Source organism: Prosthecobacter sp., from assembly GCF_044236155.1.
Classification (GTDB): domain Bacteria; phylum Verrucomicrobiota; class Verrucomicrobiia; order Verrucomicrobiales; family Verrucomicrobiaceae; genus Prosthecobacter.
The window spans coordinates 76,973-91,169 of record NZ_JBIIHA010000005.1 but is presented as its reverse complement, the minus strand read 5'-3'; the positions used below and the strand labels follow the sequence as shown (position 1 = coordinate 91,169).

Annotated in this window: 12 protein-coding genes; 11 read left to right on the top strand and 1 reads right to left on the bottom strand. The window is 60.6% G+C overall.

What is annotated here, in order from left to right; genetic code table 11:
* The first annotated feature begins 524 nt into the window (after positions 1-524).
* The 8 genes from ilvB (at position 525) to ACILSE_RS06320 (ending at position 9,495) form a co-directional block, all read left to right on the top strand.
* On the top strand, positions 525-2,252 hold the full coding sequence (gene ilvB / locus ACILSE_RS06355) for a biosynthetic-type acetolactate synthase large subunit (protein WP_395716529.1): 1,728 nt from the start codon (positions 525-527) through the stop codon (positions 2,250-2,252).
* Positions 2,253-2,289: 37 nt separating this feature from the next.
* Positions 2,290-3,084 carry a DNA-methyltransferase gene (locus ACILSE_RS06350; RefSeq protein ID WP_395716528.1) on the top strand — a complete coding sequence of 265 codons (795 nt, stop codon included), beginning with the start codon at positions 2,290-2,292 and terminating at the stop codon, positions 3,082-3,084.
* 18 nt (positions 3,085-3,102) lie between these two features.
* Positions 3,103-3,648, top strand: a complete 546-nt coding sequence (ilvN, locus tag ACILSE_RS06345) for an acetolactate synthase small subunit (protein WP_395716527.1) — start codon at positions 3,103-3,105, stop codon at positions 3,646-3,648.
* A 184-nt stretch (positions 3,649-3,832) separates the two neighbouring features.
* A complete protein-coding gene (locus ACILSE_RS06340; RefSeq protein ID WP_395716526.1) occupies positions 3,833-5,128 on the top strand; it encodes a glycosyltransferase family 4 protein in 1,296 nt (431 codons plus the stop codon).
* Between the two features lie 30 nt (positions 5,129-5,158).
* The gene (locus ACILSE_RS06335) at positions 5,159-5,572 is read left to right on the top strand and encodes a Minf_1886 family protein (protein WP_395716525.1); all 414 of its coding nucleotides are present in this window, start codon (positions 5,159-5,161) and stop codon (positions 5,570-5,572) included.
* Complete coding sequence (locus ACILSE_RS06330) at positions 5,569-8,124, top strand: M16 family metallopeptidase (protein ID WP_395716524.1); 2,556 nt, start codon at positions 5,569-5,571, stop codon at positions 8,122-8,124. The genes ACILSE_RS06335 and ACILSE_RS06330 overlap by 4 nt, the downstream gene beginning before the upstream one ends.
* Positions 8,125-8,170: 46 nt before the next feature.
* Positions 8,171-8,593 (top strand): hypothetical protein, encoded by a 423-nt coding sequence (locus ACILSE_RS06325; RefSeq protein WP_395716523.1) that lies wholly within the window; start codon positions 8,171-8,173, stop codon positions 8,591-8,593.
* Between the two features lie 422 nt (positions 8,594-9,015).
* Positions 9,016-9,495: a peptidylprolyl isomerase gene (locus tag ACILSE_RS06320; protein WP_395716652.1), complete on the top strand. Its 480-nt coding sequence runs from the start codon at positions 9,016-9,018 to the stop codon at positions 9,493-9,495.
* 65 nt (positions 9,496-9,560) lie between these two features.
* On the opposite strand, the gene ACILSE_RS06315 is transcribed toward ACILSE_RS06320, so the two are convergent.
* The gene (locus ACILSE_RS06315) at positions 9,561-10,409 is read right to left on the bottom strand and encodes a PIG-L deacetylase family protein (protein WP_395716522.1); all 849 of its coding nucleotides are present in this window, start codon (positions 10,407-10,409) and stop codon (positions 9,561-9,563) included.
* Positions 10,410-10,540: 131 nt separating this feature from the next.
* Here ACILSE_RS06315 and ACILSE_RS06310 point away from each other — a divergent pair, with 131 nt between their 5' ends.
* The 3 genes from ACILSE_RS06310 to ACILSE_RS06300 all read left to right on the top strand — a co-directional run bounded on the left by ACILSE_RS06310 (position 10,541) and on the right by ACILSE_RS06300 (position 14,187).
* A complete protein-coding gene (locus tag ACILSE_RS06310; protein WP_395716521.1) occupies positions 10,541-10,993 on the top strand; it encodes a GatB/YqeY domain-containing protein in 453 nt (150 codons plus the stop codon).
* Positions 10,994-11,068: 75 nt separating this feature from the next.
* Positions 11,069-11,734, top strand: a complete 666-nt coding sequence (gene ispD / locus ACILSE_RS06305) for a 2-C-methyl-D-erythritol 4-phosphate cytidylyltransferase (RefSeq protein WP_395716520.1) — start codon at positions 11,069-11,071, stop codon at positions 11,732-11,734.
* Between the two features lie 8 nt (positions 11,735-11,742).
* Positions 11,743-14,187 carry an MFS transporter gene (locus tag ACILSE_RS06300; protein ID WP_395716519.1) on the top strand — a complete coding sequence of 815 codons (2,445 nt, stop codon included), beginning with the start codon at positions 11,743-11,745 and terminating at the stop codon, positions 14,185-14,187.
* Positions 14,188-14,197 lie beyond the last annotated feature (10 nt).

Below are 14,197 nucleotides of genomic sequence, written 5' to 3'. Positions count from 1 at the left end.
GTGGCGGATGTCATCGCCGCCGTTGTGGACGCGCCGGGGAAACGCTTCGGAACCACCTCTGAAAATCCGAGCGATCGAAAAAACGTTTGGGAGGTCTTTCTCGAGGCTGGAATGCCCGAGGAAACGTTTCGGCGGTGCTTCTGAAAATCCGAACGACCGGGAAACCGTTTAGGAGCTCATTCTCGTGGCTGGAATAGCCCGGTAGACCTTTCGGCGGCACCTCTGGAAATTAGAACGAACGGGAGACCGGTTCGGAAAACTTCCGCGTGTCGTGGATGGCTGGGGAAAGGTTTCGAAGTCGGTTTCAAGGATTCGGAAGGAGAAATGACCTGAGTGGCTTTATTGGGCTGGTTTTGAATTGGGTTGGGACTGTCAAGAGTGAAATTAAGGCAAAAATGGCTAATTTTTAACATCCCGATTCGGCTTTTAACCCCGTTTTGCCTCAAAAATCTAAATTTTCATTTGTGAATTATCGGTTTAAACCCACTTTGACCTCCCAAATCGCAATTTTCACCCAGAATACCATGAGCCAGCAAAAAATGGACGGCGCTCAAGCCCTCATCAAAACCCTCGCCGATCTCGGCATCGAGTACGTTTTCGGCTACTCCGGTGGCGCGGCCATCCCGATCTTTGACGCCCTCCAGACCGTGAAGACGGACATGAAGTTCGTCCTAGTCCGCCACGAGCAGGGGGCGGTCCACATGGCCGACGGCTACGCCCGTGCCACAGGCAAGCCGGCCGTCGTCCTCGTCACCTCCGGCCCCGGCGCTGGCAACACCGTCACCGGTATCATGACCGCCCAGATGGACAGCGTTCCGATGATCATCCTGTGCGGCCAGCAGGTCACCTGGATGCTTGGCAAAGACGCCTTCCAGGAGGCGGACATTTTCAACATCACGGCCCCGGTCGTGAAGCATAATTTCCTCGTCAAACAGACGAACGCGCTGCCCCGCATCGCCAAGGAAGCCTACCATATCGCCACCACCGGCCGTCCGGGTCCGGTGCTTATCGACATCCCGAAAGACATCAGCCAAGGGGCCTTCACCGGCACTTTTGACGAGCCGATGGACCTGCCCGGCTACCATCCGGAGGACAACTTCAAAATCGACCAGTCACGCATCAAGGAGGCTGCCCGCCTGCTCGCCGCCGCAAAGCGTCCGGTCATCCTCGCCGGTCAGGGAGCGATGATCGCCCGTGCGGACAATGAACTCCTCACGCTGGCCGAAACGCTCGGCTGCCCGGTCACCACGACGCTGCTCGGCAAGGGCGTTTTCCCGGAAACGCACCCGCTCTCCCTCGGCATGCTCGGCATGCACGGCACCGCGTATGCGAACAAGGCCATCTGCGAAGCCGACCTCATCTTCAATGTCGGCTCCCGCTTCGACGACCGCATCATCGGCAAGCCGCACATGTTCGGCCGCAACGCCAAGCTCATCCACATCGACATCGACGCCGCAGAGTTCAACAAGATGATCAAGGTGGACGTGGCGATCAAAGGCGACGCCAAGGCCGCGCTCAGCGATTTGCTGCCGCACGTCGAAAAACTGCCCACCGAAGACTGGCTTGCCCATCTCGACGGCTACAAGAAGAAATACCCGCTCTCTTATAAGAAGCAGGGCGGTCTGCGCATGCAGCAGGTCATTGATGAGTTCTACACCCTCACGAAGGGCAAGGCCATCGTCACCACGGATGTCGGCCAGCACCAGATGTGGGCCGCGCAGTTCTACAAGAACGACGAGAGCTACCACTGGCTCAGTTCCGGCGGCGCCGGCACGATGGGCTTCGGATTCCCCGCGGCCATCGGCGCCCAGCTCGCCTGCCCGGACAAGCTCGTCGCGTGCATCGTCGGCGACGGCGGCTTCCAGATGACTTTGTTTGAGCTCGCCACGGCCGCCATTCACAAGCTGCCCATCAAGATCCTCATCCTGAACAACAGCTACCTCGGCATGGTTCGTCAGTGGCAGGAGTTGTTCTTCGAGAACCGCGAAAGCGGCGTCGATCTCATCGGCAACCCGGACTTTGTGAAGCTCGGCGAAGCCTACGGCATCAAAGGCTGGCACATCCGCCGCCCCGCTGACGTCGAGCGCATCCTGCAGCAGGCCCTCGATTACAACGACGGCCCCTGCATCATCGAAGCCGAGTGCATCAAGGCGGAAAACGTCTTCCCGATGATCCCCGCCGGCGCCGCGCTGGAGGACATGATCCTCGAAACGCCGAAGCAGAAGATGGAAAAACCCACCGGTTCGACCTAACCCGCAGGCGCACTCGCCCGGGTGCGGTGATGGAACGATGAAAACCAACCGCATCATCCATGGCGATGCTCTCAAGGAACTCCTAAAACTCCCTGACAGCGTCGCCCAATCCATCATCGCCGATCCGCCCTATTTTAATGTTCTCGAAAATGAAGCCTGGGACACCCAATGGAAAACTTCGGCCGACTACCTCGCCTGGTGCGACGCGTGGGTCGCTGAGTCCATGCGCGTCCTCCGCGAGGACGGCCTCGCTTTCATCTTCGGCCAGCTAGGCAAACGCGAGCACACCTTTCTGCATCTCATGTCACGGCTCAGCCAGCAGCACCAGTTTCACGACCTCATCATCTGGGATCGAGCGGTGGGCTATGACGAGCGCCGTGACAGTTTCACCCCGCAGTACGAGATGGTCCTCGTGCTTCGCAAAGGCGACAAGGTGAAGTTCAACAAGGATGCCGTGCGCGTCCCCTACGACGCCAAAACCATCGAGACTTACCTCAAAGACAAACGCTACAAAGACATGGACGCCCGCCGCGCCCATCTCGAAAAGGGCAAATATGCCACCAACATCCTACGCGTGCCCAGTTTGAAGGGAAATTCGAAGGAAAAGTGTGGCCATCCCTCGCAAAAGCCCATTGTTCTCATCGAACGGCTGATCGCCTGTGCCACCGACGAGGGTGATCTCGTCCTCGATCCGTTTCTCGGCTCCGGCACCACCGCCGCCGCCGCCCAGCGCCTCCAGCGCCAATGGCTCGGCATCGAAAAAGACGCAGGCTACATCCAGATCGCGCAAAAACGTCTCGCCGCCGATTCAGACCTCTTTTCCAAATCATAAATCACCAATCGCAAACCCATGAGTGACCGCATCCCCGCCACCACCGACAAAAAGCCGTCTCCGCAGGCTGACATCATCAACATTCACACGCTCAGCGTTTACGTGAACAACCAGCCCGGAGTCCTCGGCCGCATCTGCGCCGTCTTCAGCCGTCGCGGATTCAACATCGAGTCCCTCGTCGTCTCCCAGACGCGCGATCCGCGCTTCAGCCGCATGACCATCGGCATCAGCGGTCACCCGGAAGGTCTGGGCCAGATCATCCTGCAGGTGAACAAGCTCATCGACGTCATCCATTGCACCGAGCACACCGACCGCGACGCCGTTGCGAAGGAAATGGTGCTTATCAAGATCGCCGCCGGCCCCGATCAGCGCACCGAGATCCTTCAGATCATCGAGCATTACGGCGGCAAGACCGTGGACCTCCAGGAGGACAGCCTCATCGCCATGATCACCGGCAACACCGACAAGCTCGACGCCGCCGTCCGCCTGCTGAGCAAGTTCGACATCGCGGAAACCGTCCGCACCGGCAAGGTGGTGATGGCACGCGGCCTCACGGAGACGTGACCCGCTGCGCGGGAATGACGAAACCAGAATGGCGAATTCCGAATGCTCTTTGAAGCGTATCGGAGTTCGTTATTTTGCTTTCGGCATCCGTTCTTCGTCATTACTCATTGATTCACTTCGTTTCCCTCCGGGCTCGTTTCACTCGTCTGTCTCGCTTCGCTCGGCTCTGATTTCGTCATTCTCGATGCGCATTCTCCACCTCACCCCCGGCACCGGTAATTTCCACTGCGGAAGCTGCCTGCGCGACCATGCGCTGATCAAGGCCCTCCGCGTGCGCGGGCATGATGCGCTCATGGCACCGTTGTACCTGCCGCTGGTGACCGATCGTGAGTTCGGCGCGCAGGAGCTGCCCGTCCAGATCGGCGGCATCTCGCTTTTTTTGCAGCAGAAGTTCACGTGGTTCCACAAGCTGCCGCGTTTCATCCATCGCTGGCTCAACTCGCCGGAAAAGCTGCGACTCGCCGCCAAGGGCATGGGCATGACCAGCGCCAAATCACTCGGTGAGATGACTCTCGGCAGCCTTTTGGGCAGCGAGGGCCGCCAGTGGGCCGAGTGGAAAAAACTCATCGAATGGATTCGCGGCGAAAAGAAGTTCGATGTCGTCTCGCTCTCCAACAGCCTGCTCACCGGCTTGGCACCCACCATCGAAAAAGAACTCGGCATCCCCATCGTGTGCTCCCTGCAAGGCGAGGACAGCTTCCTCGACACTCTGCCCGAACCCTACCGCACGCAATGCTGGGCCGCCATGCAGCGCAACGCGCGCAGCGTCCGCCGCTTCATCGTGCCCAGCCAGTTTTACGCGGACCACATGCGCCAGCGTCTCGACGCCGCCGAGGGGCAGATCAAGGTGCTGCCAAACGGCATCGACGCCACCGCCTTCACCACTTCGTCGCCCGACCCGAACTGGCCCGTCATCGGCTACTTTGCCCGCATGATCCACGGCAAGGGCCTCACCACGCTCGTCGATGCCTTCATCGAACTCGCGAATCGTGGAAGCATTCCCCGGCTCAAATTGCGCGTCGGCGGCGCTAAAACGCCGCTTGATGAGAAATATGTGGACGGGCTGCAGAAGAAGATCGCCGAGGCGGGTCTCACCAGCAGGGTCGAATGGCATCCGAACCTCGATTTCAAAGACAAGGTCCACTTCTTCCACGACCTCACCGTTTTCAGCGTCCCCGCGACCTACGGCGAGGCGTTCGGGCTCTATGTCATCGAGGCTGCCGCCAGCGGCGTGCCCTTCGTGCAGCCGGATCACGGTGCCTTTCCGGAACTCCTCGCCGCCACGGAGGGCGGTGTGCTGTGCAAGCCGGATGATCCCAAGGCGCTCGCCGACGCACTCGAAAATCTGCTCAAGGACGACGTGCTGCGAGAAAAAATGTCCCGGGTCGCGATGGCGAAGGTGCGCCAGGAGTTCACCGCCACCCGCATGGCCGAGCGATTCGAGACCCTCCTGCTTGAAGCCACGGCATCCGCCGCGTAAATCCCGGATCATGCAGCCCCCAGTCCGCCCATGACCTCCATCAGCTTCGATGATGCCGTCAGGCGCTCAGTTCAAAACGATCCACGCTTCCATCCCGCCGCCTATGAGCTGGTGCGAGACGCGCTGCACATCGCCTCGAAAAAGTTTCGCGATGAGAAAGACGATGACCAGCATGTCACAGGCCAGGAACTGCTCGCTGGATTCCGCGACCACATTCTTTGCGAATACGGCCCGCTTTCCCTCATGATCCTCGACCTGTGGGGAGTCCATCGTGGCGAGGACGTGGGCAGCATCGTTTATAACCTCATTAACGTCGGCTACTTCGGCAAGAACGACGGCGACAGCATCGAGGACTTTGCCGGCGGCTACGATTTTCAATCCGCCTTCACCGACCCGTTCCTGCCTTCCTCCGCCCGCAGCGGCAAGGAGGCGCACTCCTCATGAAAAAGCCCCTTCCCTCCTCGAAAAACGCCATCTCTGTCCCGCCACCCGAGGCCAGCGTCACCACGCTTCCGAATGGACTCGAAGTCATCATCCGCGAGGATCACGCGCATCCGCTCGTCAGCGTGCAGGTGTGGATCAAGGCAGGCAGCCTGCAGGAGGAGCAGCACGCCGGCGCGGGCATCGCCCACTGTGTCGAGCACATGCTCTTCAAAGGCACGGTGAAACGCGATGCCGCGCAAATTTCGCAGGGCATCCAGGCGCTCGGCGGCTATGTGAACGCCTACACCTCCTTCAACCGCACGGTTTACTGGATCGACGGCCTTGCCGAGCACACCGAGGGCTACCTCGACATCCTCGCCGACATGATCCGCCACTCAAAGCTCGACGCCGACGAGCTCGCTCGTGAGATGGACGTCATCCGGCGCGAGATGGCCATGGGGCATGACGATCCCGGTGATGTCATCCAGCACCTGCTGCAGGCCACCGCCTTCCGCCAGCATCCGCTGCGTCATCCCATCATCGGCCACCGCGAGGTCTTCGACCAGATCACCCGCGCGGACGTGCATGGCTTCGTGCAGCGTCATTACGTTCCAAACAACGCCTTCATCGTCATTGCCGGTGATGTGGACACCAAGGCCGTGCTGGATTCCGTCAACAAGCTCTTTGGCGACTGGAAGCGCCGCGCCTTCGATCCTGCGTTGCTACCGGACGAGCCGCGTCAGCAAGGCACGCGCAACGCCGCGAAAAACTTCACCACCGATCTCACCCGCGTTGCCCTCGGCTGGCAGATCCCGGGGGAAAGCCATCCTGACAAGCCAGCGCTCGACGTTCTCGGCTTCCTGCTCGGCTCCGGCCGCAGTTCGCGGCTTTATCAGGAACTGCGTGAGAAAAAAGCCCTCGCCCACTGGGTCTGGGCTGGCGCGTGGTGCGCGGCTGAGTGCGGATTGTTCACCATCGAGGCGGAATGCAATCCCGCCGACACCGCGAAACTGCGTGCCGGCATGAACGAGGTCATCGAGAAGATGCGCGCAAGCGGCCCGGGCCGGGCCGAGCTGGAGAAAGCCGTGCGCGCCACGCTAAGCTCGCAAATTCGCACGCTCAGCACCGTGAAAGGTCAGGCCAGCTCGATTGGCAACGGCTGGCTGCTCGCCGGCTCGCTGGATTACCCCGGCCAGTTCCTCGCCGCCGTCAGCGCACTGACGCCGGATACCATCCGTGATGTCGCGCGTCGTTATCTCGTGCCGGACTGCGTCAGCACCGTCCTCGTCGGCCCGGACGTCGAAAGCACAAAAGTCACCTCCGGCGGGGGCGATGGTACCCACGCGAAAATCCAGTCCTTCAAGCTCACCAACGGCCTCACGCTGCTCGTGGGCGAAAACCCGCGCCTTCCGCTCGTCAGCATGCGCGCAAACTTCCTCGCCGGCGTGCCTGCGGAAACCGACCTCACCGCCGGTGTCACGCAAATTTCCGCGCAGATGATGCTCAAAGGCACGAAGAAGCGCGCCGCCGCCGAAATCGCCTCCGAACTCGAAAACCGCGGCGGACAGCTCTCCTGCACCGCGGACGCTCATCGCTTCGTTTTGGGCGCGGATGTCATGCGCGGTGATGAAACCGGCGCGCTCGACCTCCTGGCCGATCTCATCCTCAATCCCGCCCTGCCGCAGGCCAGCCTGCCGGACGTGAAAAAGCGCCAGATCGCGAGCATCGTGGAGGAAAAGGAAGACCCGCTCACCGTCGCCATGCGCAAAGCCCGCCGCGAAATCTTCGCCGGACAGCCCTTCCACCGCACCGCGCTCGGAAACGAGGAAACAGTCGCAAGCCTGAAGCTCGGTGACTGCCGCGACATGATCCGCGCCAGCCTCACCACGCACAACGGCGTCATCTCCATCTTCGGAGATGTGAAGGCCGCCGAGATCAAGAAACAGGTCGAAAAAGCCTTCGCGAAACTGCCCAAAGGCCCGCGCCACTCCACCCACAGCCGCACCTGCCACGCCAGCGCGAAACCGAACGCCTGGACCGAGCATCTCGACAAGGAGCAGGCCGTCATCGTCATCGGCTTCCGCACCGTCGGGCTCGAAGATCCCGAAGTTCACGCGCTCAATCTCATTGACGAGGCGTGCAGCGACATGGGCAGCCGTTTGTTCAACCGCATCCGCGAGGAACTCGGCCTCGCCTACTACGTCGGCGCGCAAAACTTCGCCGCGATGGGCGCGGGCGCGTTCTACTTCTACGTCGGCACCGATCCGAAGAAGGCGAAGCTCGCAGAGAATGAACTCATGGCTCAGATCAATGATCTCGCCGCCAACGGCCTCCATGCCGACGAAATCGACCGTGCCCGCGTCACCTGGCGCAGCTACTGGCTGCGTTCCCAGCAGGGAAATCCCGGCATGGCCGACACCATCGCCTGGAACGAGCTCAACGGCCTCGGCTGGGACCATTTCCAGAAGCTGCCCGGCATCATGGCCGACATCAGCTCGAAGGAAATCCAGCGCGTCGCCGCCAAGTATTTCGGCGAGAAAAAAGCCTTCATCGTGCGCGTGATGCCGAAGTGATGATTTTGGCGTGACAAGCCGGCCTGTGATCTGACAGGCTCGCCGGATGTACAACCAAAACGAGCAAAGCACCCCGGCAATCGAGGCCGAGATCAAGGAATGGACTCTGGGCATTCGCTGCGTCTTCGTCGTTATCAACATCCTGCCGCTTTACTACTGCACCCGTGTCTTGCTCTCCGCGCCGAAATTCGGGCGCATCTTTGAGGACATGCTCGGTTCGAGACAAAAGCTGCCCGTCCTGACGAACTTCGTGCTCGAATGGGCCCTGCCGCTGCTGGGCCTGGTCTGGCTGCTGGCCGCGCTGGCGGTGTTTCTGATCTTCACGCTCAAACGCGCCCGTCATGTGTGGGTCACCGCCGCCGTGTCAGCGTTTGTCTTCATCGCCTCGGGCCATCTGGTCGCCACGGTCCTGTTCCAGCCGCTGGTGACGGTGATCCAAAACCTCTCCGGCGAAACAGGATCGCCCTGAGCGCAAAAAAATTGAAATTCGTCACCAAACTTGGCCCGGCTGCTGCTCAATCAAGAACTCGGTTGGGGCGCGAGCACCACTGACATATTTCCCGGGTCCGCTCGGGGAAACACACAACGAGCTGGAGAGTCGCTTCATGGTTGGGACTCTCTGGTCACCTAAAGGCCCGGAGGAATTTTGGTTGGGTTCCTCCGGGCCGAGTGGTTTTCAGGCCTCTCGCACCGGAAGCGCTGCAAACCGGGCGGCTCGTGCGCATATTGATCATTGCAAATCAAGGGCTTCGTGGCTCATTCGGCGCCCTCAACCCAACCACTATGAAATCAATCGCACCGACTCTGGCCGCATTCGTTCTCACGTTCGCTGCTCTGACCGGAACATCCCCCGCCCAAACCGTGAGTGACGCCAAACCTGTGAAAATCGTGATGGAAACCTCCAAAGGCACCATCGAAATCGAACTCGACGCCGCCAAGGCCCCGATCTCCGCCGCCAACTTCGTGAAGTATGTGAAAAAAGGCTTCTACGACGGCGTGATCTTCCACCGCGTGATCCCTGACTTCATGATCCAGGGCGGCGGCTTCACTCCCGACATGCAGCAGAAAGAAACCGACGGCAACATCGAGAACGAGGCCAAGAACGGCCTCAAGAACGTCCGCGGCACCCTCGCCATGGCCCGCACCTCGGTCCCGCACAGCGCCAGCTCGCAGTTCTTCATCAACCTCAAGGACAACAGCTTCCTCGACTATCCCGGCCAGGACGGCTGGGGCTACTGCGTGTTCGGCAAGGTGACAAAAGGCATGGAAGTCGTGGACGCGATCGCTGCGGTGCCCACCGGACGCAAAGGCCCGCACGGTGACGTTCCGCTCGAGCCGGTCACCATCAAGAGCGCCAAGGTGTCGGAATAATTTCCGCACGCGCTTCGATTCAAAGCTCCAGATGCCAGCCGGTCGCTCCGGCTGGCATTTTTTCTTCACATGAACTTCTTCACGCGGTCCCGGACATCGTCCTGGAGGCGCTTCACATAGTTCACCGCGTATTCGACCGGGCAGAGGCTGTCGTCCTTCGTCAGCGGCGTCAGGTCCATCGCAAAAGTCAGCAGGCTGGTCTTGTCCGTCGTGTGGGAGTCGAAATAGGTCGCGTTCGCATGGCGCAATCCTTCCTCGGCCAGGTCATAGCGCTTCCCGCCGCTGATTTGTGAATCGAACACTCCCAGCAACGGACGCAGCATGTGCGGGTGCTTGTCCACCCACAGCATCACTTTGTCTTCACTTAGCAGCCAGTCGAGCTTGCGCCAAACCTCGCAGCCATAAACCGTCTGCGGACGCATTTCCGGCGGCAGTTCACGGATGGCCTCCAGACAGCGCAGGAAGGTGGCCACATGCGTGTCATGGCGGTCGCACGGATTGTGAAGATACAGGATCTTCGGTTGCGAGTGCTCCAGGATGAACTTCAAATCCGCCACCGCAGGCGCGTGCTTCGGCTTCTTGATGTCATCACTGGGATAACCGAGCTGCACCATGATGCTGTATTCGCCGACGTAGGCCGCCTTGCGCTGCTCCACGAGGCGCACTTTCTGCATCTCCTCGTCCGTGTAGCTTTCATACGGCCCTTTGCGCGGACTGCCGGCCCCGTCGGTGACCACCACGCCGCCGAACCATTGGTCCACGTCATGAAAGCATTCGGTGATGCCGTGATACGCGGCTATTTCGAGGTCGTCCTGATGCGAGACAATGCCCAGATGCGTCACCCGGCGCAGCGCGGTCCATGGCTCGGTTTCGTCAGGAATGTAAAGATCGTGTTTGGGATGTCGGAATTGCACGGCAGGCCGATCATGCACGGGCGCGGATGCCACGCAAAGGGCAATCCATTTGCCCCGCTCCTAACATCTGGACAAAGCCATGCGCCACGCCATGATCGCGGCCCAGTTCAACCAAACCAGACGCCCTCCCCATGAGCTTTGTCAGCCAAATTTCCGAAGACCTCAAAAATGCCATGCGGGCCAAGGATACCGTGGCCCTCAACGTCATCCGCAACCTCAAGTCAGCCCTCAAATACGCCGCCATCGAAAAACTCGGTGCCGAGGGAGAGTTGGGTGACACAGACGCCCTGGCCGTCGTGCGCAAGGAGATCAAGAAGTTGCAAGATTCGGTGGAAGGCGCGGAAAAAGCCGGGCGTCCCGACGCCGCCGCTGATGCCAGGGCAGAGATCGCTGTCTTGGAAAAATACCTCCCCGCCGCGATGAGCGCCGAAGATTTGGCGAAGCTCGTTGAAGCCGTCATCGCCGAACTCGGCGCCACCTCGAAAAAAGAGATGGGCAGCGTGATGAAAGTGCTCCAGGAGCGCGTCGCCGGACGCGCTGACAGCAAGTCGATCTCCACCGAAGTCGCGAAACGGCTCGCCTAACCGCCAGTTCTCAGTTCCCGGCTCTCGGTTCGCCGTTGAACTCCGGACAACTGCGAACCAAGAACTGAGAACCACATGACATCAGCGATCATCGTCGCCGCAGGCAGCAGCAAGCGCATGGGCTTCAACAAGCTCCTCGCCCCGCTCGCGGGAGAGCCCGTGCTTCGCCGCACGCTCGGTGCGTTTCAAAGTTGCGCCGCCATCGATGAAATCATCGTCGTGGCCGGCGAGGCACTGCGCATGGAGATCGGTGTATGGAGGGCGGGAGGCCTCGGCAAGATCGTCAAGGTCATCCCCGGCGGCGCGGAACGTCATCTCTCCGTGCATGCGGGGCTGCTGGCCTTGAATCCGGCTTGCGACATTGTTGCCGTGCATGATGGCGCACGGCCCTTGATCTCCGTGAATCAGATCACCCGCTGCGTCGAGGCCGCGAAAACGCAGTCCGCCGTCGCCTGCGCGCGTCCCATGACGGAAACGCTCAAACGCTGCGACTCGGACGGTCGCATCACCGAATCCATCGACCGGGCGAACGCCTGGATCATGGAGACGCCGCAGGTTTTCAAACGCGACCTGCTCGTGCGTGCCTATGAAGCCGTGATCCGGGACCGCCTCATGGTCACCGACGAAGTCTCCGCCGTGCAGCATCTCGGCGAGCCTGTGTTTGTGATCGAAAACGCCGAGCCCAACCCCAAGATCACCTTCCCGGCAGACATCGTGCTGGCGCAACGTTTTGTGGACTGAACCGCCGCATGCCTGACTCCATCGACCTCGACCATTCACCGCACCTGCCGCGCCGGAACTGGGTTTCCATCGTGCTCGTGCTCGTGGTGCAGGCCCTCAATTCCTTCAGCGACAATTTTGTCAAGATGCTGCTGATCGCGCTGTCGATCATCATCGCGAAGGACTCATGGGTCGGCCGCCACATGGAGCTTTGGCTCGGCGCGATCTTTTCGCTCCCCTACATGCTCTTCGCCCCGCTGGCGGGCTACTGGTCGGATCGTTTCTCGAAGCGCAATGTCATCATCTGGATGCAGGTGATGCAGATCATCTGCTTTGTGTGGCTCGCTCTTGCGCTGTGGATGAAGCGCGTGCCCGGATCGCTCGAACTCTGCCTCGTCGGTTTCTTCTTCCTCGCCGTGCAGGCCGCGGTGCTCAGTCCGGCGAAGATGGGCGTGATGAAGGAGCTCTCCGGCTCGCGCCGCCTCGGCCGCGTGTCCGGCTGGCTGCAGGTCACCATGCTAGCGGGCATTCTCGGCGGCATGTGGGCCGGCGGCATGTGGTATGGCGCGGAGTATGAAAAAAACGGAGACGCGTGGATGTCCGCGCTGTGGCCGCTCATCATCATCAGCATCCTGGGCATCGGCGAACTCATCGCGGCCCTCTGCATTCAGAAGACGCCAGCGCATCACGAGGTTCACTGGCGCAAAGGCATGGCGCTGGAGCATTTTGAGAGCCTCAAGATCGTCTTCCGCCGCCGTTCCATCCGTCTTGCGGCGCTTGGCGTGACCTACTTCTGGTTCATCTCGAACGCGCTCAGTTTCATCCTCGTCACGCTCACCAAGGAACTACATCCCGACACCGGCGGAGGCGATGGACCGATGGAGCTCGCCAAAGTCGCCGGCATTCTAGGCATTGGCGTCATCAGCGGCAGTTTCTTCGCCTCGCACGTCAGCAAAAACCGGATCGAGCTTGGCCTCATCCCGCTCGGAGGCTTCGGACTCGTTGTCGGGCTGCTTTGGTCCGGCCTCGCCTCGCTCGGCAGCGCCTGGATGTATGCGGGCATCATCTTCACGGGTGCGGCAGGCGGTTGCTTCATGGTGCCGCTTTATGCCTTCGCGCAGGACAAGGCGGAGAAGCAGGAGAAGGCGCGAATCCACGCCGGGATGAATTTGATGGACTGCCTCGGCACGCTCGTCGCCGTGGCCATTGTGGCCGTGATGAAGGATCTGGAGCTCAGCGCCTCCACGCAATTCCTCCTTCTCTCCATTCCCACCCTGGGCGCGGCCGTTTACACCATGCGTTTGCTCCCGCAGGATCTCGTGCGCTTCGTCATGCTCGCCGCCGTTCGTGTGATTTACAAGGTGCGCCCTTTTCACGAGGAACATCTGCCAAAAACAGGAGGCGTCCTCCTGCTCGCCAATCACGTCAGCTATGTGGACGCGCTGGTCATCGCCGCAGCCTGCCGCAGGCCGGTGCGTTTCGTCATCTGGGATGTGCTTTACCGAGTGTGGTGGATGAACGGCTTTCTGCGTCTCGTCGGCACCGTCCCCATCTCCCCTACCCGTGCCAAGGACGCGATCCGCTCAGTTGCCACAGCGCTGAAGGAAGGCGAGGTCGTCTGTCTCTTCCCCGAAGGCCAGATCACACGCCACGGCATGATCAATGAGTTGCGCAAAGGCTTCGAGCTCATGGCACGTCAGGGAGATGCCCGGGTCGTCCCCGTTTATCTCGACGGCCTCTACGGCAGCATCTTCTCGTTCCAAGGCGGACGCTTCTTCACCAAGATGCCGCACCACCTGCGCTACCCGGTCAGCGTTCGGTTCGGAGCACCTCTTGGAGCCCGCGAAGCGTCGGCAGAGGCCGTGCGTCATGAAATGCTGAAGCTCGGCAATCAAGCTTTGCTCTCGCGCAAAACCTGGGAAGACGCTCACGACGATCTTCCGGCTTTCGCGAATGCCTTTCGCCTCAGCGAGGTCGAGTGGCATCGTCCAGGTGATGTTTTCCTCAGCCTGGAGCCGGAGGACAGCATCGTCACCCGCACCGTGAAGGCACTTACACAGATGATTCCTGGTAGCAAATTCGTCACTCGTGCAGACCAAGCCCACGCCTCCCATATCGTCGCATTCGGAACACGAAACAAACTCCCCCAACTCTCCGGACAGGAACGTCTCGTCTTCTGCCTCGACAGCGATATCGCTCCTCTGCCCTCCGAATCGAAAGGACTGCGTGGTTACATCGATTCAGCCACGGAAGTTCTTGTCGCTGTTGAAGTGCCTGATCCCGTTCCAGCCAAAGGCGACGAAGAACCCCAGCATGGCCGCAAACCCGGCTCACTCGGACGCCTTCTCCCTGGCTTCACCATCGACCATCTGCCAGACGGGCTTCAAATCAGCGGCTTACTTCCGAAAAACGACCGCCAAGTGCTGTTGAAGGCGTTTCATCTCGACGAACACGGCTTCATCTCCGCTTCGTAACGGCAGTCAC